The organism is Pseudomonas sp. IPO3774 (assembly GCF_013386835.1).
GTDB lineage: Bacteria > Pseudomonadota > Gammaproteobacteria > Pseudomonadales > Pseudomonadaceae > Aquipseudomonas.
Window position 1 is genome coordinate 133,828 of record NZ_JACAQY010000029.1, and the last position, 20,579, is coordinate 154,406.

The window sequence follows — 20,579 nt, forward strand, 5'->3', positions numbered from 1 at the left end:
GCATGGACTATGTGACGCAGATCATTGACCCGCCGCCCTCGCGCTCGCGGCTGTTGCTGGACGGGGTATTGGGGCTGCGCAAACCGAAGCTGGAAGGCGAGCCGACGTTACCGAAAGAACGCCTGGTGCGTTCGGCCGTCGAGCTGTCTGCCCAAGGGATCGCGGCTTACGGTCGGGCCTGTGGTTTCCGCCATGAGCAAGGCGTGCCGCTGTCCTATCCCCATGTGCTGGCGTTCCCCTTGCACCTGATGCTGCTGACCCGCCCGAGTTTCCCGTACCCGGCTAGCGGCATGGTGCATTTGGCCAATCGCATCCGCCAGCATCGACGGCTGGAGGCGGGCCAGGCCTTGCGCCTGGAGGTGTATTGCGAACGCTGGGTCGCCCATCCGAAAGGCCAGGCGCTGAGCATCGCCACCCGTGGCTACAGCGCGGGCGCCCTGATATGGGAGAGCGACAGCCTGTACCTGCGCCGTGACGTAAACGCGCCGGTTGGCGAGCCGTGGGACGACGCGTTGCCCTTGCAGGAAGATGGTTTGCTGCGCACTCAACGCTGGGTGCTGCCGGCGGATCTGGGGCGGCGTTTCGCCAGGGTCTCGGGGGATTTCAACCCCATTCATACCTCGGTGATCGGCGCCCGATTGTTCGGTTTTCGCCGGGCCATCGCCCACGGCATGTGGACCCTTGGCCGCGCCCTGGCCGCCCAGCAACCCCCCGGCGGACTGGACCAGGCCGAGGCCCATTGCGACTTCAAGCTGCCGATCTTCCTGCCCGGCCAGGTGGCGCTGTGGAACGTTCCGCCAACCGGCCCGCGCCGTGAGTTTGAAGTGCGTAATTTCGCCGGTGACAAACCCCATATGCGTGGGCTGTTTATCTGGAATGAGACCGATCGATGAGTGACTACAGTTTCAACCCGGCCCCGACGCGCCGCGTGGCGATTATCGGCGGCAACCGTATCCCGTTCGCCCGCTCCAATACGGTGTACGCCCATGACAGCAACCAGGATCTGCTGGTCGCCGCCCTGCAAGGCCTGGTGGACCGCTACAACCTTCACGGCCTGCGCCTGGGCGAGTTTGCCGCGGGTGCGGTGATCAAGCACTCCCGGGATTTCAACCTGGCCCGGGAAAGCCTGCTGTCTACCACACTGTCTCCCGAAACCCCGGCCTACGACCTGCAACAAGCCTGCGGCACCGGCCTGGAAGCGGCGTTGCTGGTGGCGAACAAGATCGCCCTTGGGCAGATCGAAGTGGGCGTTGCCGGTGGTTCCGACACCACCTCCGACGCGCCCATCGGCATCAACGAGTCCCTGCGCCGCACCTTGCTTTCAGCCAATCGCGCCAAGGGCACTGGCGCCAGGTTGAAGGCCTTGATGGGTGTGCGCCCGTCGATGTTCTTCAAGCCGCTGCTGCCGCGCAATGGCGAGCCGCGCACCGGCTTGTCCATGGGTGAACACTGCGAGGAAATGGCCAAGCGCTGGCAGATCAAGCGCCTGGCCCAGGACGAGTTGACCCTCACCAGCCACCAGCGGCTGGATGCGGCGTACAAGCATGGTTTCTTCGATGATTTGATCAGCCCGTATCGCGGCCTGGCCCGGGACAACAACCTGCGGGCCGACGCCAGCCTGGAGAAACTTGCCGGCCTGTCCCCGGCCTACGACCGCCAGAACGGCACGCTCACCGCCGGCAACTCCACGCCCCTGACTGACGGCGCGTCGGTGGTGCTGCTGGCCAGCGAGGAATGGGCCGCCGAGCGCGGCTTGCCCGTATTGGCGTACCTGCGAACCGGTGAAACCGCTGCGGTGAATTTCGTCGACGGCACCGAAGGCCTGTTGATGGCCCCGGCCTACGCCGTGCCACGCATGCTCAAGCGCGAGGGCCTGACGTTCGCCGACTTCGATCTGTTCGAGATTCACGAAGCCTTCGCCGCCCAGGTGCTGTGCACCCTCAAGGCCTGGGAAGATCCGGATTACTGCCGCGACCGCCTGGGTCTCGACGCGCCGCTGGGCAGCATCGACCGCAGCAAAATGAACGTCAACGGCGGCTCCCTCGGCTGCGGCCACCCCTTCGCCGCCACCGGTGGCCGGCAACTCGCGGCACTGGCCAAGGCGATCCACCAGCGTGGCGGCGGCCGCGGCCTGATTTCGATCTGCGCGGCGGGTGGGTTGGGCATTACCGCTATCGTCGAAAAGTAGTTCCCACCATAAAAACAACAAGGAGACTGCCATGAACGCTGTAAGCCTGGAACAGACCGAACGCCTCTGGTTGAACGCTTACCTGCCCGGCGTACCGGCAGACATCGATGCGGGCATCGAAGACTACCCGTCGTTGCGCGAGGTGTTCCTGGAGCACCTGCACAAATTCCGCGACCGCGTGGCCTACGTCAGCATCGGCACCGAAATGACCTACGCCGACTGGGAGGTGCAGGGCATCGCCTTTGCTGCGTGGCTGCAAGCCCAGGGTGTGAAGAAGGGCGACCGGGTGGCGCTGATGATGCCCAACTGCTTGCAGTACCCGATCTGCCTGCTGGGCACGATCCTCGCGGGCGCGGTGGTGGTCAACGTCAACCCGCTGTACACCGCCCGGGAGCTGCAGCATTTGCTCAAGGACAGTGGCGCAGAGACCCTGGTGATCTTCGAAAACTTCGCCCACACCCTGGAGAAGGTGGTGGCCGCCAGTACCGTCAAACGTGTGGTGATCGCGGCCATCGGTGACCTGCTCGGCACCTTCAAGGGCGCGGCGATGAACTTTATCCTGCGCAGCGTGCAGAAGCAGGTGCCGCGTTTCAACCTGCCGGGGGCCGTGCGTTTCAACCAGGTGTTGAAACAGGGACGCGGGCAAACCCATCTCGCCGTGCCGATGAACCGCGAAGACCTGGCCTTCCTGCAATACACCGGCGGCACTACCGGCGATGCCAAGGGCGTCATGCTCAGCCACCGCAACATCATCGCCAACCTGTTGCAGGCCAAGGCGTGGGTCGGTGATCAGCTCGATCAGAACCAGCAGGAAACCAACGTCACCCTGCTGCCGCTGTACCACATTTTTTCCCTGACGGTGAACTGCCTGATGTTCATGTGCCTGGGCGGGCGCAACATCCTGATCGCCAACCCACGGGATGTGAAGCGGGTGCAGATGATCCTGCGCAAGGAGCGTTTCAACGGGATTGCCGGGGTGAATACGCTGTTCAACGGCCTGCTGGAAAACAAGGAGTTCTGCGCCCGGGATTTTTCCGATTTGCGCATGGTGATCGCCGGCGGCATGGCCACCCATACCGCTGTGGCCAAGCGCTGGAAGGAAGTCACCGGCTTGCCGATCATCGAAGGCTACGGCCTCACTGAATGTTCGCCGGTGGTGAGCATCAGCCCCATCGACATCTCACGCATGCGCGAGATGGAATTCACCGGCAGTATCGGCGTGCCGTTGCCGTCGACCTGGGTGCGGTTCATTCGTGAGGACGGTGAGTTGGCGGAACTGGGCGAGCAGGGCGAACTGCAAGTACGCGGCCCGCAGGTGATGCAGGGTTACTGGAAACGCCCGGCGGAAACCGCCGAGGTGCTGGATGCCGAAGGGTGGCTGTCTACCGGGGACATCGGGGTGATGAATGAGCAGGGCTTCATCCGCCTGGTGGACCGCAAGAAAGACATGATCCTGGTGTCCGGGTTTAACGTGTACCCCAACGAGATCGAAGACGTGGTGGCGTTGCATCCGGGCGTGGCGGAAGTGGCGGCGATCGGGGTTGAGGATGGGGTGACCGGCGAGCGGGTCAAAATCATCGTGGTGCGCAAGGACCCAAGTTTGACCCAGGAGCAGATTCTGGCGCATTGCCGGGAGTATTTGACGGGGTACAAGGTGCCGCGGTTTGTCGAGTTTCGTACGCAGGAGTTGCCCAAGACGACGGTGGGCAAGGTGTTGCGCCGGGCACTGCGCTAAGCCTGAGTGAACGCGGTCAAAAATGTGGGAGCGGGCTTGCTCGCGAATGCGGTGGAACAGTCGATGGAGATGTTGACTAACAGACCGCATTCGCGAGCAAGCCCGCTCCCACATTTGATCTTTGGTGGCTGAACGGTCGCAGTCAGTCGTCGAATCCCACCTGCTCATGAATCTCATCGACCTTCAATTCCAGCCGATACGCCACGGCAATGAACAACGCCTGGCACAGGCACAGCGTCGCACTCAGTGACCTGAACGCAAACGACGAGCCTTCATTCACCAGCAACACCGTGCTCGCCCGCTTGGCCAGGGGCGACAGGTTGCTGTCGGTAATGATCAGGGTCTTGGCCTGATGGTGCTGGGCAATCCGCAGGCAGTGCTGGGTTTCCTTGCCGTACGGCGTAAAGCTGATGGCAATCACCAGGTCGTTGGCCCGCACACTGCGCATCTGCTCGCGATAGCTGCCGCCCAACCCCGAGACCAGATGGATGCGCTTGTTGGTGTGCTGCAGGTTGTACACCAGGTAGTCCGCCACGGCGAACGAGCGGCGCACGCCCACCACGTAGATATTGTCGGCATTCACCACCAGGTCCACGGCCTTGTCGAAGGCTGCGTCATCCAGTTCCAGCCCCAGGCGCTCGATCCCGGAGAGGGTGGCATTCACGCACTCACGCGCCAGGTCGCCGCCGCTGGCTTTCTGCGACTTGTTGGCGATCATGCTGCGGATGCGTTGCTGGTAGTTCTGCACCGGCGTGGTCTTGTGGGTGTAGGCCTCGCGGAACAGCGCCTGCATTTCACTGAAACCACTGAACCCGAAACGCTGGGAAAACCGCACGATGGCCGACGGGTGCACTTCGCATTCACGGGCGATGTCGCTGATGCGGTCGACCATGATCCGGTCGCTCTGCTGGCTCATGTAGCTGGCGATGCGCTTGAGCTGGCGCGGCAGGCTCTCGTATTCATCGGTGATCAGCTGCAACAACCGCTCGGCGTTCAGCGGCGGGCTGGCGAGTGCGTCTTCCGGGGCGCTCTGGGACATAGGGAATCCTTCTGGCTTGTTCTTATAGGGCGCGTCGAGGCGCCCCTGACAATAAGTCGATGTGCGCAAGTCTACAGGGTAGGCGCAAAAAAATACCTCGGCATCCCGCCCCACGGTGCAGCTGAAACGATGCACTGCGGCTGGAACATACCGATGATGGCGTATTGGAAAATATATTCCACAAAAAATATTTATAGAATAAATATTGATTGGCGTCACCAGACGTTCTAGTCTGCTTGCACCAAGAGCGTATGCCGCCACCGCGACGGCACACGCAGGCTGATAAAAATAACAGGAGCCAGCATGGGCCAGACTCGTTTTGCCAGTGGGCGTCAATTGGATCTGATTTGCCTGGGACGCCTGGGCGTCGACCTTTACGCACAACAAGTGGGTGCACGGCTGGAGGATGTCTCGAGCTTCGCCAAGTACCTCGGCGGTTCCTCCGCCAACATCGCGTTCGGCACTGCGCGGCTGGGGCTCAAGTCGGCGATGTTGAGCCGGGTAGGGGACGACCACATGGGGCGTTTCCTGCTGGAGTCCCTGGCCCGCGAAGGCTGTGACGTCAGCGGCATCAAGGTCGACCCGGAGCGCCTCACCGCCCTGGTGCTGCTGGGCCTCAAGGACCGCGAAACCTTTCCCCTGGTGTTCTACCGCGAGAACTGCGCCGACATGGCCCTGCGCGCCGAAGACATCAGTGAAGCGTTCATTGCTTCCAGCAAGGCGTTGCTGATCACCGGTACCCACTTCTCCACCGACGGCGTGTACAAGGCCAGCATCCAGGCCCTGGACTACGCCGAGAAGCACAACGTCAAACGCGTGCTCGACATCGACTACCGCCCGGTGCTCTGGGGCCTGGCCGGCAAGGCCGATGGCGAAACCCGGTTTGTGGCCGACCAGAATGTCAGCCAGCACGTGCAGAAAATCCTCCCGCGTTTTGACCTGATCGTCGGCACCGAAGAAGAATTCCTGATTGCCGGTGGCAGTGAAGATCTGCTCACGGCATTGCGCACGGTGCGTGGCCTGACCTCGGCCACCCTGGTGGTCAAGCTTGGCCCCCAGGGCTGCACGGTGATCCACGGCGATATCCCGGCCCGCCTTGAAGACGGCGCGATCTACCCCGGGGTACGGGTGGAAGTACTCAACGTGCTGGGCGCCGGCGATGCCTTCATGTCCGGCTTCCTCAGCGGCTGGCTTGAAGACGCCAGCGACGAGCGCTGCAGCCAGTTGGCGAATGCCTGCGGCGGCCTGGTGGTGTCGCGCCATGCCTGCGCGCCGGCCATGCCGACCCGCGCCGAACTTGATTACCTGTTCAACAGCCCGGTGCCGATTACCCGCCCGGACCAGGACGCGGTGCTGCAACGCCTGCACCAGGTCAGCGTGCCGCGCAAGGTCTGGAAGCAGCTGTTTGTATTTGCCTTCGACCACCGCTGGCAGTTGGTGGAACTGGCACAAAAGGGCGGCCAGGACCTGGCGCGCATCAGCGCCCTGAAGCAACTGTTCATCCAGGCCGTGGAACGGGTTGAAAGCAAACTGGCGGAGCAGGGCGTTGAGGCTGACGTCGGGATTCTGGCCGACCAACGCTTCGGCCAGGACGCGCTGAACGCCGCCAGCGGTCGCGGCTGGTGGATCGCCCGCCCGGTGGAAGTCCAGAACTCACGGCCGCTGGCCTTTGAACACGGGCGCTCGGTGGGCAGCAACCTGATTGCCTGGCCCCGGGAGCAGATCATCAAGTGCCTGGTGCAATTTCACCCCGATGACGAGCCATTGCTGCGCCTGGAACAGGAAGCGCAACTCAAGGCCCTGTATCAGGCGTCCCTGGTCAGCGGCCATGAGCTGCTGCTGGAAGTCGTGCCCCCCAAGGATCACCCGTCCACCTATCCGGACGTGCTCTATCGCAGCCTCAAGCGCCTGTACAACCTGGGCATCTACCCGGCGTGGTGGAAGATCGAGGCGCAGTCGGCCGCAGACTGGAAAAAGCTCGACGAGCTGATCCAGGAGCGCGATCCCTACTGCCGGGGCGTGGTGCTGCTGGGCCTGAACGCTTCCGCCGAATGCCTGGCCGATGGCTTCCAGCAAGCCAGCCAAAGCCAGACCTGCCGCGGTTTCGCCGTGGGTCGCACGATCTTCCAGGAACCGAGCCGAGCCTGGCTGGCGGGGGAGATTGACGATCAAGCCTTGATTGAGCAGGTGCAGTGCATCTTTGAGCAGTTGATTAATGCTTGGCGCAGTTCTCGAAGTTAAACACGGTCAAATGTGGGAGCGGGCTTGCTCGCGAAAGCGGAGTGTCAGTCGACTGATACACCAACTGAACCACCGCCTTCGCGAGCAAGCCCGCTCCCACATAAAGCAGATCTCAGGCAACTCTGAAAAAACAATAATAGGTGCAGCCATGCCCGCTATCCGAATTGGCATCAACCCGATCTCCTGGAGCAACGACGACCTGCCGGCCCTGGGCGGTGAAACGCCGTTGAGCACGGCCCTCAGCGAAGGCAAGGACATCGGCTACGAAGGCTTTGAACTCAACGGCAAATTCCCCAAGGACGCCAAAGGTGTCGGCGATGTATTGCGCCCCTACGACCTGGCACTGGTCTCCGGCTGGTACTCCAGTCGCCTGGCCCGGCGCTCGGTGGCGGAAGAAATCGAAGCCATCGCCAGCCACGTCGAACTGCTGCGTGAAAACGGCGCCAGCGTGTTGGTGTATGGAGAAGTCGCCGACTCGATCCAGGGTTCGCCGGTGCGCCTGATCGAACGCCCGCGCTTCCACAGCGAACAGGCCTGGCAGGAATACGCCGACAAACTCACCGAACTGGCGCGTTTCACCCTGTCCCAGGGCGTGCGCCTGGCGTACCACCACCATATGGGCGCCTACGTCGAATCCCCGGAAGACATCGACCAACTGATGCGCCGCACCGGCCCGGAAGTCGGCCTGCTGTTTGATTCGGGCCACTGCTACATGGGTGGCGGCGAGCCTATCGAGGTGCTGCGCAAACACATCGCCCGCATCTGCCACGTGCACTTCAAGGATGTGCGCAAGCCGGTGGTGCAACTGGCACGCAACCAGATGTGGAGCTTCCCGGATTGCATCGTCAACGGCACCTTCACCGTGCCCGGCGACGGCGATATCGACTTCGCCGCGCTGCTGGACGTGCTGCTGGCCGCCAATTACCAGGGTTGGCTGGTAGTGGAGGCCGAGCAGGATCCTGCCGTGGCGCCGAGCTACATCTATGCGAAGAAGGGTTACGACACCCTGCGCGCACTGTTGAGCGAGAGGACTGGACAATGAGCCTGTTGGTCAAAAGCAGCAAGCGCGGGCAAACCATGGTCGCCCTGGACGAAGGGCGCCTGGAATACGTGGGGTTCGCCGCCTACCGCCTGAGCCTGGGCGAAACCTTGCCAGTCACCGCCGGCGACAAGGAACTGTGCCTGGTGCTGCTCAGCGGCCGGGTGACGATTCAGGGCGAAGGCTTCAACTGGGAAAACCTCGGTGATCGCCACTCGGTGTTCGAAGACAAGTCGCCCTTTGCCGCTTATTTGCCGCCAGGCACCGACGCTCAGGTCACTGCGCTGAGCGACGTGCAAATTGCCGTCTGCGCCGCTCCCGGCTCGACTGACGCCGGCCTGGCACCACGCCTGATCCGCCCCGAGCAATGCAAGCGCAGCGTACGCGGCAAGGGCGCCAATACCCGCTATGTGTGCGACATCCTGCCCGACAGCGAGCCTGCCCATTCGCTGCTGGTGGTGGAAGTGCGCACGCCGTCCGGTCACTCGTCGAGCTACCCGCCCCACAAGCACGACACCGACGATCTGCCGCACCAGAGCTTTCTCGAAGAAACCTACTACCACCAGATCAACCCGCCCCAGGGCTTTGTGTTCCAGCGCGTCTACACCGACGACCGCAGCATCGACCAGGCCATGGCCGTGGAAAACAGCGACCTGGTGGTGGTGCCCAAGGGGTATCACCCCGTCAGCGTGCCGTATGGCTACGAGTCCTACTACCTGAACGTGATGGCCGGCCCCAAGCGCGCCTGGCATTTCCATAACGACCCGCAGCACAGCTGGCTGCTGGATCTTTAAGCACTTTCGACGGAGAACAATAATGAGCAACGCCCCGGTAATCGGCCATTACATCAACGGCCAGGTGCACGACAGCGCCAGTGAGCGTTTCAGCAATGTGTTCAACCCGGCCACCGGCGAAGTCCAGGCCCGCGTCGGGCTGGCCAGCCAGAAGACCGTCGATGAGGCCGTGGCGTCGGCGCTGAAAGCCTTCCCGGCGTGGTCCGAGCAATCATCCCTGCGCCGTTCGCGGGTGCTGTTCAAGTTCAAGGAATTGCTCGACCAGCACCACGATGAGCTGGCTGAAATCATCAGCCGCGAACACGGCAAAGTGTTCTCCGACGCCAAGGGCGAAGTCACCCGTGGTATCGAGATCGTCGAGTTCGCCTGCGGTGCGCCAAACCTGTTGAAAACCGATTTCAGCGACAACATCGGCGGCGGCATCGACAACTGGAACCTGCGTCAGCCACTGGGCGTGTGCGCCGGCATCACCCCGTTCAACTTCCCGGTGATGGTGCCGCTGTGGATGATCCCGTTGGCGCTGGCCACCGGTAACTGCTTCATCCTCAAGCCGTCGGAGCGCGACCCGTCCGCCAGTTTGCTGATGGCCCGCCTGCTGACCGAAGCCGGGCTGCCCGACGGTGTGTTCAACGTGGTGCAGGGTGACAAGAGCGCGGTAGACGGCCTGTTGCAGCACCCGGATATCGAGGCGATTTCGTTCGTCGGTTCCACCCCGATTGCCGAGTACATCCACCAGCAGGCCACCCAGCGCGGCAAGCGTGTGCAGGCATTGGGCGGGGCGAAGAACCATATGATCGTGATGCCCGACGCCGACCTGGATCAGGCGGCTGACGCCTTGATCGGCGCGGCTTATGGCTCGGCCGGCGAGCGCTGCATGGCGATCTCGATTGCCGTGGTGGTGGGCGATGTCGGCGACAGGCTGATCGAAAAACTGCTGCCGCGTATCGACCAGTTGAAGGTCGGCAACGGTATGCAAAAAGACAGCGAGATGGGCCCGCTGGTTACCGCCGAACACAAGGCCAAGGTCGAAGGGTTTATCGACCAGGGCGTGGCCCAGGGCGCGAAGCTGATCGTCGACGGTCGTGGCTTCAAGGTGCCGGGCGCGGAGGGTGGTTTCTTCGTCGGTGCGACCTTGTTCGATAACGTCACCACCGAAATGAGCATCTACCAGCAAGAGATTTTCGGGCCGGTGCTGGGCATCGTGCGGGTGGCGGATTTTGCCAGCGCCGTGGCTTTGATCAACGCCCATGAGTTCGGCAACGGCGTGTCGTGCTTTACCAGCGACGGCGGCATTGCCCGTGCCTTTGCCCGCACCATCAAGGTCGGGATGGTCGGCATCAACGTGCCGATTCCGGTGCCGATGGCCTGGCATTCGTTCGGTGGCTGGAAGCGCTCGCTGTTCGGCGACCACCACGCCTATGGCGAAGAAGGCATTCGTTTCTACAGCCGCTACAAGAGCGTCATGCAACGCTGGCCCGACAGCATCGCCAAGGGCCCTGAATTCAGCATGCCAACTGCCAAGTAACGTTTTCGAGTGTGGAGCACAACAATAATGAAGTCGCCTCTACGTTTTGCCCTGAACCGCATGGTCGCCCCCAGCCTTTCCCTGGCGGATTTTATCCAGCTGGCGGTGACCCTGAAATGCGACGCCATCGAGATCCGCAACGACCTCAAGGGCGTCGAGATTGAAGACGGCACCCCTGCCAGCCGCGTGCGCGAATTGTGCGCGGTGCATGGCATCACGGTGCTGTCGATCAACGCGCTGTACCCCTTCGATGTGTGGAATGACGAACGCCGCGCCCAGGCCATCAAGCTGGCGGCCTATGCCCGCGAATGCGGCGCGCAGGCGTTGGTGATGTGCCCGTTGAACGACCGCGCCGACTCGCGCAACGAAGCCCAGCGCGCGGCCGGTTTGCGCACCGCCTTGAGTGAACTGGCGCCGATCCTGCGGGAATACGGGATTCTCGGTTTTGTCGAACCCCTGGGGTTTGAAGAATGCTCCCTGCGCCGCAAGCGCGTGGCAGTGGATGCGATCAAGGCCATCGGCGGGCTGGATGTGTTCCGCGTGGTGCATGACACCTTCCACCACCACCTGGCCAGTGAAGATGAGTTCTTCCCCGAACTGACCGGGCTGGTGCATATCTCCGGTGTGGAAGATGCCGACGCACCGCTGAACTCGATCCGCGACGGCCACCGCGTGCTGGTGGGCGAGGCTGACATCCTCGGCAATGCCGCGCAGATCGACACGCTGCTCAGCACCGGCTACAGCGGCCACCTGTCATTCGAACCGTTCGCCGAAAGCGTGCACGGCCTGGCAGATATCAAGCAGGCGTTGGGGGCGAGTATCGCCCACCTGCAGAAACGATAAGGGGCACCTCATGACCACAACCCGATTGACCATGGCCCAGGCCCTGGTGAAGTTTCTGGATAACCAGTACATCGAAGTCGACGGTGTGCAGAGCAAATTTGTCGCGGGCATCTTCACGATTTTCGGCCACGGCAATGTGCTGGGCCTGGGCCAGGCCCTGGAGCAGGACAGCGGCGACCTGGTGGTGCATCAGGGCCGCAACGAACAAGGCATGGCCCACGCGGCGATTGGTTTTGCCAAGCAGCATTTGCGCCGCAAGATCTACGCGTGCTCCTCCTCGGTGGGGCCGGGTGCGGCGAATATGTTGACCGCCGCGGCGACCGCGACCGCCAACCGGATTCCGTTGCTGCTGTTGCCCGGTGATGTCTACGCCAGTCGCCAGCCCGATCCGGTACTGCAACAAATCGAACAGTTCCACGACTTGAGCATCAGCACCAACGACGCGTTTCGTGCGGTCAGCAAATACTGGGACCGCATCAACCGCCCGGAACAGCTGATGACGGCGGCGATCCACGCCATGCGCGTGCTCACCGACCCGGCGGAAACCGGCGCCGTGACCCTGGCCCTGCCGCAGGATGTACAGGGCGAAGCCTGGGATTACCCGGATTACTTCCTGCAAAAACGCGTGCACCGTATCGACCGTCGCCCGGCGACCGAGGCGATGCTGGGGGATGCCGTGGCGGCGTTCAAGGGCAAGCGCAAACCGCTGATCGTGTGTGGTGGCGGGGTCAAATACTCCGGGGCGAATGCCGCGCTGCAAGCCTTCGCCGAGCGCTTCGATATTCCGTTCGCGGAAACCCAGGCGGGCAAGAGTGCGGTGGTTTCAAGCCATCCGCTGAACCTCGGCGGCCTCGGTGAAACCGGCTGCCTGGCGGCAAACCTGCTGGCACCGGAAGCCGACCTGATCATTGGTATCGGCACGCGCTATACCGATTTCACCACCTCGTCGAAGTCACTGTTCAAGCATCCCGAGGTGCAGTTTCTCAACCTCAATATCAGCCCTTGCGATGCACTGAAACTCGATGGCGTGCAGCTGCTGGCGGATGCCAAGGTCGGCCTGGAAGCTCTGGCTGAAGCCCTGGGCGACTATCGTTCCAGCTGGGGCGATCAACCACGGGATGCCAAGGCGCAACTGGACGTCGAGGTCGACCGGATCTACCAGGCGGAATACCAGACTGAAAACTTCGTCCCTGAAATCAACGACCACATGGACCCGGCGGTGCTGCGTGAGTTTATCGAGCTGACCGGTTCCTGCCTGACCCAAAGCCGCGTACTCGGTGAGCTCAACGAAGCCCTGGCCGACGACGCAATCATCGTCGCCGCTGCCGGCAGCCTGCCGGGTGACTTGCAGCGCAGCTGGCGCAGCAAGGGCGTCAACACCTACCACGTCGAATACGGTTATTCGTGCATGGGCTACGAGGTCAACGCCGCATTGGGCGTGAAGCTGGCCGAGCCCGAGCGCGAGGTGTACGCACTGGTGGGCGACGGCTCGTACATGATGCTGCACTCGGAGCTGGCCACCTCGATCCAGGAGCGGCGCAAGATCAACGTGGTGCTGCTGGACAACATGACCTTCGGCTGCATCAACAATTTGCAGATGGAACACGGCATGGACAGCTTCGGCACCGAGTTCCGCTTCCGCAACCCCGAGACCGGCAAGCTCGACGGCGGTTTTGTGCCGGTGGACTTCGCCATGAGTGCGGCGGCCTATGGTTGCAAGACCTACAAGGTCAACACCGTGGAGCAGTTGCAGGCGGCGCTGGCCGATGCGCGCACGCAAACCGTGTCGACGCTGATTGATATCAAGGTCCTGCCGAAAACCATGATCCACAAATACCTGTCGTGGTGGCGCGTCGGTGTGGCGCAGGTGTCCACCAGCGCGCGCACCGATGCGGTGGCCAAACAACTCAATGAACGCCTGGCCAAGGCCCGGCAGTACTAATAACAAGAGGAGTGTTTTCATGTCTTTGAAGTTGGGTGTTATCGGTACTGGCGCCATCGGCCAGGATCACATTCGTCGCTGCAGCCAGACCTTGCTCAACAGCCAGGTAGTCGCCGTGACCGACATCAACCTTGAGCAAGCTGCCAAGGTTGTCGCTGACCTGAAACTCACCGCCGAGGTGTACCCGGACGGCCATGCGCTGATCAACTCGCCGCAGGTCGAGGCGATCCTGGTGACCTCATGGGGCCCGAGCCACGAAGAATTTGTGTTGGCGGCGATTGCGGCCGGCAAACCCGTGTTCTGCGAGAAACCCTTGGCAGTGACTGCCGAAGGCTGCCGCAAGATCGTCGAGGCCGAAGTGGCCCACGGCAAGCGCCTGGTGCAGGTGGGTTTCATGCGTCCGTATGACCAAGGCTATCGCGCCTTGAAAGCCGTGATCGACAGCGGCCAGATCGGCGAGCCGCTGATGCTGCACTGTGCCCACCGCAATCCGAGGGTGGGTGAGAACTACAAGACCGACATGGCGATCACCGACACCCTGATCCACGAGCTGGATGTGTTGCGCTGGTTGCTGGCCGATGACTACGTGTCGGTGCAGGTGGTGTTCCCGCGTAAATCGAGCAAGGCGCTGGCCCATCTGCGTGACCCGCAGATCGTGCTGCTGGAAACCGCCAAGGGTACGCGCATCGATGTGGAAGTGTTTGTGAACTGCCAGTACGGCTACGACATCCAGTGCGAAGTGGTGGGGGAGACCGGTATTGCGAAATTGCCGGAGCCGTCCCAGGTGCAGATGCGCAGCGGGGCCAAGTTGTCGAATGCGATCCTGATGGATTGGAAAGACCGGTTCATCGCGGCGTATGACGTTGAGCTGCAGGCGTTTATCGACGGTGTAAGGGCAGGGCAAGTGGGGGGGCCGTCGGCGTGGGATGGTTTTGCAGCGGCGGTGGCGGCGGATGCGTGTATTGAGGCGCAGAACAGTGGGCAGATTGTGAAAGTGGGCCTGCCACCCCGTCCGCATTTCTACGGCTAACCACAATCCTCACTGATGTAACGCAGTCAGTGTGGGAGCGGGCTTGCTCGCGAATGCGGCCTTTCAGTCAACATTTGCATCGACTGACCCACCGCATTCGCGAGCAAGCCCGCTCCCACATTTGACCGAGTTCCTACCTCAAATTCGGGAGATCTCAAGCATGCGCATCGCATTAGACCCCTACATGTACCGCCACCTGCCCCTCGGCCAAATGGTCGACAAGGCCGCCGAGCTCGGCTACCAGCACATCGAACTCTCGCCCCGGGAAGACTTCCTGCCGTTCTACAAGGCCCCCCGGGTCGACCGCGCGCGCATCAAGGAATTTCGCAAGGCCCTGAGCGACGCCGGCGTGCAACTCTCATCCCTGCTGCCCATGTACCACTGGGCCGCCGCCGACGAAGGCCTGCGGGTTGCCGCCGTGCGCAACTGGAAGCGCGCGATCCAGATCGCCGTGGAAATGGACTGCGAGCTGGTCAACACCGAATTCACCGGCCAGTCCGACAACCCGCTGGTGTGCGAAAACCAGTTCATGCGCTCCATGGACGAGCTGATGCCGGAGTTCGAGCGCGAAGGCATCAAGCTGGATATCCAGGCGCATCCGTACGACTTCTGCGAGCGCAACAACGAGTCGGTGGACATCATTCGCGGCCTCGACCGCGACTGGATCAACTACCTCTACGCCGCGCCGCACACGTTCTTCTATGACGACGGCAAGGGCGATATCGCCTCGATGCTCAAGTACGCAGGCTCCAAACTCAGCCACTTGATCATCGCCGACACCTACAACCACCGCGCTTCGTCCAACCTGCGCTACATCGTCAACCCGCCGGGCGTCACCGCCACCGTGCACCAGCACCTGGACATCGGCCAGGGCGAGGTGAACTGGGAGGCGTTTTTCGGCACTCTGCGGGAAATCAAGTTCGACGGCATTGCCACGGTGTCGGTGTTTGCCTGGGAAGACCGGCCGGATGAGTCCAACCGGATGATGCTGGAGCGGGTGACCCGCGAGTTGTGCTGTTAGACCGTTGTGGCTTGCCCTGTGGCGAGGGAGCTTGCTGCCCCGAAAAGCTTGCGACTGCTACGCAGTCGAGCGGGAGCAAGCTCCCTCGCCACAATTAACCAAGGAGTATTTGTATGCGAATCGGACTGGTTGGATACGGCAAAGGCGGCCGTGTATTTCATGCACCCCTGATAGCCAGCCTGCCGGGGGCGACCTTTGTCGGCGTGGTGACGCGGTCACCCGAACGTCGCCAGCAACTGGCGACGGATCACCCCGGAGTGAAGGCCTTCGACAGTATCGGGCAGATCACCGAGGCCGGTGTCGACGTGCTGGTGATCTCCACCACCCTCAAGGGCCGTCCGGCCCTGGTGCTGGAGGCCATCGAACACGGTGTGGCGGTGGTCAGCGACAAACCCTTTGCCAGCAATGCCGAACAGGCCCAGGCCTTGATCACCGCCGCCGAGCGCCAGGGCGTGCTGCTCAGCGTCTACCAGAACCGGCGCTGGGATTCGGACTTCCTGACCCTGCGCAAGCTGATCGACGCCGGAGCCCTGGGCTCCGTCACCCGCTTTGAATCCCGGGTGGAGCGCTACAACCCGGGCTCGGTGGGCAATGCCAGCGGCGGCGGCTTCCTGCGGGACTTGGGCAGCCACTTGGTGGACCAGGCCATGCAACTGTTCGGCCCGGTGGACCGGGTGTTCGCGCAGTTGCACTACACCGCCGATGAGCGGAGCGTGGACCACGGCTTCTTTGTATCGCTGACCCACGCCAACGGGGTGATTTCACACCTGTGGGGCAGCGCCCTGCAAAACAGCCAGGCCCCGCGGTTTCGGGTGAATGGCACGGCCGGTTGCTACACCATCGAAGGGCTGGACGGCCAGGAAGAGGCGCTGCTGGCCGGCAAGACCCCGAAAACCGAAGGCGAGCACTGGGGCGCTGAAGAACATCGACGCTGGGGCTGGTTCGAGCAGGGGCCGGATCGTGAGCGGGTGCCGTCGGAAAAGGGCCGTTGGAATCAGTTCTACAGTCAGCTGCAAAGCGCGGTGGAAGGCCACGGCGAGTTGCCGGTGAACGTCCTGGATGCGCTGGCAACCACCCGCGTACTGGACGCCGCGCGCCTGAGTTCAGAGCGCCAGCAGGTAGTGGAAATGGCGGCTATGGAGCCTCATGGATGAAAAATAGAATAAAATTCTAAAACAGGTTGATATGGAAATTATTTTCCAATAAAGTCATTCCAGGTTGCATAAAGTACGTTCGGACTCGATTCGGGCGACTCGACAAAAACAAGATCAAAACAACCAGGTACCGTCAGATGAAAATCTTCAACGCTGTACTGCGAGTTTTACGTCCTGCCCTCCAGCCACGCGGTCTGCCCCGCGCCCGGCCGTTTTACTTTTCCCTCCTGAATGTCCTGTGCGTCGAAAGCAAGGGTTCCCTGGTGTGCTGCATTCCGGGGGCGCCGATCGTTCGACTGCCGACCGCTTCGCTCTGAAAAACGCAACGTCCACAAAACCAACAAGAAATTGGAGACAGACCGTTCATGAAGACCCCGATCCGTTTTACCGCGCTGGCCCTGTCCATGATGCTCGCCAGTGGTTTTGCCACGGCGGCCGATATCAAGGTGGGCGTGAGCATGTCGGCGTTCGATGACACCTTCCTGACTTACCTGCGCGAGGACATGGACAAGCAAGCCAAGTCCTACCCCAAGGGTGACGGCGTGCAGCTGCAGTTCGAAGACGCCCGCGCCGATGTGGTCAAGCAACTGAGCCAGGTCGAGAACTTTATCAGCCAGAAAGTCGACGCCATCATCGTCAACCCGGTCGACACGGCGTCTACCGCCAATATCAGTAAAGCGGCCCTCGCAGCGGGCATTCCGCTGGTGTACGTCAACCGTCGTCCCGACCAGACGGATCTGCCCAAAGGCATCGTGGCCGTGACCTCCAATGACGTCGAGGCGGGTCGCCTGCAAATGCAGTACATCGCCGAAAAGCTCGACGGCAAGGGCAAGATCGTGATCCTGCTGGGTGACCTGGCGAACAACTCCACCACCAACCGCACCAAGGGGGTGAAGGAAGTCCTGGCCAAATACCCAGGCATCACCATCGAGCAGGAACAGACCGGCATCTGGCTGCGTGACAAGGGCATGACCCTGGTCAACGACTGGCTGACCCAAGGCCGTGAATTCAACGCGGTGCTGGCCAACAACGACGAGATGGCCATCGGTGCGTCCATGGCGTTGAAGTCGGCGGGCACCAAGCCGGGCACCGTGTTGATCGCCGGGGTGGATGGCACACCGGACGGTTTGAACGCGATTACCAAGGGCGACATGGCCGCGTCGGCGTTCCAGGACGCCAATGGCCAGGCCGTGGGTTCGGTGGAAGCGGCGCGCAAGATGGCCAGGCACGAGCCGGTCGAGCAGAACGTGGTGATCCCGTTCAAGCTGATCACCCCGGACAACGTCAAAGACTTCAAGTAGCCCTTAATAACAACAATAAACCGGCAGGGCAGCCACGGCGGCCCTGCTGACGGAGTACCCGATATGTTTGCTCAAGCGACTGCTTCCCAGCCTCCCGGTATCCAGCCCTTGGTACTGGAAGAACCCTATCTGCTGGAGATCTCCAACATCAGCAAAGGCTTTCCCGGCGTCGTGGCCCTGGCCGATGTGCAGCTGCGGGTGCGCCCCGGCTCGGTGCTGGCGCTGATGGGCGAGAACGGCGCGGGCAAGTCGACACTGATGAAGATCATCGCCGGCATCTATCAGCCCGACGCCGGTGAAATCCGCTTGCGTGGCAAGCCGATCAAATTCGAAACACCGCTGGCAGCGCAGAAGGCCGGGATCGCGATGATCCACCAGGAACTCAACCTGATGCCGCACATGAGCATCGCCGAGAACATCTGGATCGGCCGCGAACAGCTCAACGGCCTGCACATGGTCAACCATCGGGAAATGCACCGCTGCACCGCCGAACTGCTGGCGCGGCTGCGGATCAATCTCGACCCGGAGGAACACGTCGGTAACCTGAGCATTGCCGAGCGGCAGATGGTCGAGATTGCCAAGGCGGTGTCCTATGACTCCGACATCCTGATCATGGATGAACCGACCTCCGCCATTACCGACAAGGAAGTGGCCCACCTGTTCTCGATCATTGCCGACCTCAAGTCCCAGGGCAAAGGCATCATCTACATCACCCATAAAATGAACGAAGTGTTCGCCATCGCCGATGAAGTGGCGGTGTTCCGCGATGGCGCCTATATCGGCCTGCAGCGGGCCGACAGCATGGACAGCGACAGCCTGATCTCGATGATGGTGGGGCGTGAGCTGAGCCAGCTGTTCCCGGTGCGCGACAAGCCCATCGGCAATCTGCTGCTGTCGGTGCGCGACCTGCGCCTGGATGGGGTATTCCAGGGCGTGTCGTTCGACCTGCACGCCGGCGAAATTCTCGGTATCGCCGGGCTGATGGGCTCCGGGCGGACCAATGTGGCCGAAACCATTTTCGGCATCACCCCAAGCTCCGGCGGCGAGATCCAGTTGGACGGCAAGACCGTGCGCATCACCGACCCGCACATGGCCATCGAGAAGGGCTTCGCGCTGCTGACCGAAGACCGCAAGCTCAGCGGCCTGTTCCCCTGCCTGTCGGTGCTGGAAAACATGGAGATGGCTGTGCTGCCGCATTACTCCGGCAATGGCTTTATCCAGCAAAAAGCCCTGCGTGCCCTGTGTGAAGACATGTGCACCAAGCTGCGGGTGAAAACCCCGTCGCTGGAGCAATGCATCGACACCTTGTCCGGTGGCAACCAGCAAAAAGCCCTGTTGGCCCGCTGGCTGATGACCAACCCACGGCTGCTGATCCTCGACGAACCCACTCGCGGTATCGACGTGGGCGCCAAGGCCGAGATCTACCGGCTGATTTCCTACCTGGCCAGCGAAGGCATGGCGGTGATCATGATTTCCTCGGAGCTGCCCGAGGTGCTGGGCATGAGCGACCGGGTGATGGTGATGCACGAAGGCGACCTGATGGGCACCCTGGACCGCGCGGATGCGACCCAGGAAAAAGTCATGCAACTGGCTTCCGGTATGACGGCGGTCCACTAACGAACAGACGGCGCCGGCCCGTTGTGGCCGGCGCAACGCGATAAAAAAGGTGAGTGGTTATGAACGCGATACTGGAAAGCAAACCCGAGGAAAAGAAGCCCGCTGCGGCGCCGGTCAAGCACCGTCGACGCATGCCCACCGAGCTGAGCATCCTGCTGGTGCTGATTGGCATCGGCCTGGTGTTTGAGTTGTTCGGCTGGATCGTGCGCGACCAGAGCTTCCTGATGAACTCCCAGCGCCTTGTATTGATGATCCTGCAAGTGTCGATCATCGGCCTGCTGGCGATTGGCGTGACCCAGGTGATCATCACCACCGGTATCGATTTGTCCTCGGGCTCGGTGCTGGCGTTGTCGGCGATGATCGCCGCCAGCCTGGCGCAGACTTCCGACTTTTCCCGTGCGGTGTTTCCGTCATTGACTGACCTGCCGGTGTGGATACCGGTGGCGATGGGCCTGGGCGTGGGGCTGCTGGCGGGGGCGATCAACGGCAGTATCATTGCGGTCACCGGGATTCCACCGTTTATTGCGACCCTCGGCATGATGGTCTCGGCCCGTGGCCTGGCGCGTTACTACACCGAAGGCCAGCCGGTGAGCATGCTCTCGGACTCCTACACGGCCATCGGCCACGGCGCGATGCCGGTGGTGATCTTCCTGGTGGTGGCGGTGATCTTCCATATCGCCCTGCGCTACACCAAGTACGGCAAGTACACCTACGCCATCGGCGGCAACATGCAGGCGGCGCGCACCTCGGGCATCAACGTCAAGCGCCACCTGATCATCGTCTACAGCATCGCCGGCCTGCTGGCGGGCCTGGCCGGTGTAGTGGCGTCGGCACGGGCGGCCACCGGGCAGGCGGGCATGGGCATGTCCTATGAGCTGGACGCGATTGCCGCTGCGGTGATCGGCGGTACCAGCCTGGCGGGCGGGGTAGGGCGCATCACCGGCACCGTGATCGGCGCGTTGATTCTCGGCGTGATGGCCAGCGGGTTTACCTTCGTCGGCGTGGATGCGTACATCCAAGACATCATCAAGGGCCTGATCATCGTGGTGGCGGTGGTGATCGACCAATATCGCAACAAGCGCAAACTCAAGCGCTGACACGGTCCTCAAG

The 20,579-nt window shown here is 62.1% G+C and carries 16 protein-coding genes; 15 read left to right on the plus strand and 1 reads right to left on the minus strand.

Features of this window, described 5'->3' with window-relative positions; translation table 11 throughout:
* Positions 1–2: 2 nt before the first annotated feature.
* The 3 genes from HYE77_RS17440 to HYE77_RS17450 are packed head-to-tail and all read left to right on the plus strand — an operon-like array spanning position 3 to position 3,923.
* Positions 3–893 (plus strand): MaoC/PaaZ C-terminal domain-containing protein, encoded by an 891-nt coding sequence (locus HYE77_RS17440; protein WP_003214672.1) that lies wholly within the window; start codon positions 3–5, stop codon positions 891–893.
* The gene (locus tag HYE77_RS17445; protein WP_177069049.1) at positions 890–2,188 is read left to right on the plus strand and encodes an acetyl-CoA C-acetyltransferase; all 1,299 of its coding nucleotides are present in this window, start codon (positions 890–892) and stop codon (positions 2,186–2,188) included. Before HYE77_RS17440 ends, HYE77_RS17445 begins: the two co-directional genes overlap by 4 nt.
* Before the next feature lie 31 nt (positions 2,189–2,219).
* A complete protein-coding gene (locus HYE77_RS17450) occupies positions 2,220–3,923 on the plus strand; it encodes an AMP-binding protein (protein ID WP_008437152.1) in 1,704 nt (567 codons plus the stop codon).
* 142 nt (positions 3,924–4,065) lie between these two features.
* Here HYE77_RS17450 and HYE77_RS17455 read toward each other — a convergent pair whose 3' ends face one another.
* Positions 4,066–4,962, minus strand: coding sequence for a MurR/RpiR family transcriptional regulator (locus HYE77_RS17455; protein ID WP_003214679.1), 897 nt, complete (start codon positions 4,960–4,962; stop codon positions 4,066–4,068).
* Positions 4,963–5,265: 303 nt separating this feature from the next.
* Here HYE77_RS17455 and iolC point away from each other — a divergent pair, with 303 nt between their 5' ends.
* From iolC to HYE77_RS17515, 12 genes are all read left to right on the plus strand, one after another.
* Positions 5,266–7,203 carry a 5-dehydro-2-deoxygluconokinase gene (gene iolC / locus HYE77_RS17460; protein WP_177069050.1) on the plus strand — a complete coding sequence of 646 codons (1,938 nt, stop codon included), beginning with the start codon at positions 5,266–5,268 and terminating at the stop codon, positions 7,201–7,203.
* A 148-nt stretch (positions 7,204–7,351) separates the two neighbouring features.
* Positions 7,352–8,245, plus strand: a complete 894-nt coding sequence (gene iolE, locus HYE77_RS17465) for a myo-inosose-2 dehydratase (RefSeq protein ID WP_087694126.1) — start codon at positions 7,352–7,354, stop codon at positions 8,243–8,245.
* Positions 8,242–9,036 carry a 5-deoxy-glucuronate isomerase gene (iolB, locus tag HYE77_RS17470; protein ID WP_177069051.1) on the plus strand — a complete coding sequence of 265 codons (795 nt, stop codon included), beginning with the start codon at positions 8,242–8,244 and terminating at the stop codon, positions 9,034–9,036. The genes iolE and iolB overlap by 4 nt, the downstream gene beginning before the upstream one ends.
* A gap of 22 nt (positions 9,037–9,058) precedes the next feature.
* Positions 9,059–10,561 carry a CoA-acylating methylmalonate-semialdehyde dehydrogenase gene (locus tag HYE77_RS17475; RefSeq protein ID WP_102605498.1) on the plus strand — a complete coding sequence of 501 codons (1,503 nt, stop codon included), beginning with the start codon at positions 9,059–9,061 and terminating at the stop codon, positions 10,559–10,561.
* 27 nt (positions 10,562–10,588) lie between these two features.
* Positions 10,589–11,404: a TIM barrel protein gene (locus HYE77_RS17480; RefSeq protein ID WP_177069052.1), complete on the plus strand. Its 816-nt coding sequence runs from the start codon at positions 10,589–10,591 to the stop codon at positions 11,402–11,404.
* Between the two features lie 10 nt (positions 11,405–11,414).
* The gene (gene iolD / locus HYE77_RS17485) at positions 11,415–13,346 is read left to right on the plus strand and encodes a 3D-(3,5/4)-trihydroxycyclohexane-1,2-dione acylhydrolase (decyclizing) (RefSeq protein WP_177069053.1); all 1,932 of its coding nucleotides are present in this window, start codon (positions 11,415–11,417) and stop codon (positions 13,344–13,346) included.
* 19 nt (positions 13,347–13,365) lie between these two features.
* Positions 13,366–14,376 (plus strand): Gfo/Idh/MocA family protein, encoded by a 1,011-nt coding sequence (locus tag HYE77_RS17490; RefSeq protein WP_008437157.1) that lies wholly within the window; start codon positions 13,366–13,368, stop codon positions 14,374–14,376.
* A gap of 160 nt (positions 14,377–14,536) precedes the next feature.
* Complete coding sequence (locus tag HYE77_RS17495; RefSeq protein WP_003214697.1) at positions 14,537–15,397, plus strand: sugar phosphate isomerase/epimerase family protein; 861 nt, start codon at positions 14,537–14,539, stop codon at positions 15,395–15,397.
* A gap of 113 nt (positions 15,398–15,510) precedes the next feature.
* The gene (locus HYE77_RS17500) at positions 15,511–16,551 is read left to right on the plus strand and encodes a Gfo/Idh/MocA family oxidoreductase (RefSeq protein WP_102369291.1); all 1,041 of its coding nucleotides are present in this window, start codon (positions 15,511–15,513) and stop codon (positions 16,549–16,551) included.
* A 365-nt stretch (positions 16,552–16,916) separates the two neighbouring features.
* A complete protein-coding gene (locus HYE77_RS17505) occupies positions 16,917–17,852 on the plus strand; it encodes a sugar ABC transporter substrate-binding protein (protein WP_177069054.1) in 936 nt (311 codons plus the stop codon).
* A gap of 63 nt (positions 17,853–17,915) precedes the next feature.
* Positions 17,916–19,469 carry a sugar ABC transporter ATP-binding protein gene (locus tag HYE77_RS17510; RefSeq protein WP_008437161.1) on the plus strand — a complete coding sequence of 518 codons (1,554 nt, stop codon included), beginning with the start codon at positions 17,916–17,918 and terminating at the stop codon, positions 19,467–19,469.
* A gap of 59 nt (positions 19,470–19,528) precedes the next feature.
* Complete coding sequence (locus HYE77_RS17515; protein ID WP_003214704.1) at positions 19,529–20,566, plus strand: ABC transporter permease; 1,038 nt, start codon at positions 19,529–19,531, stop codon at positions 20,564–20,566.
* Positions 20,567–20,579 lie beyond the last annotated feature (13 nt).